Source organism: Streptococcus sp. CCH5-D3 (assembly GCF_001556435.1).
GTDB lineage: Bacteria > Bacillota > Bacilli > Lactobacillales > Streptococcaceae > Streptococcus.
Genome location: NZ_LSIW01000082.1, coordinates 1 through 218 on the forward strand (window position 1 = coordinate 1; position 218 = coordinate 218).

Annotated in this window: 1 pseudogene; it reads left to right on the top strand. The window is 46.8% G+C overall.

From position 1 onward, the window contains the following. Positions 1 to 218, top strand: a pseudogene (locus AX662_RS10740) (Ig-like domain-containing protein); the annotation flags it as partial.

Consider the following 218-nt stretch of genomic DNA (forward strand, 5'->3'; position numbering starts at 1 on the left):
ACTTCAGCGTTCCAGTAAGTGGTTTGAACGAAGGTGCTACAGTATCTGTGACTGCGACAGATAAAGCAGGCAACACTTCTAACCCAACATCAGTGACTGTAGGTAAGGGAACTGATATAACAGCTCCAACAGCACCGGTTGTAAACCCAGTTAAAGCAGGTACTACTGCAGTAACAGGTACAGCCGAAGCAGGCTCAACCGTAGAAGTTACTCTTCCA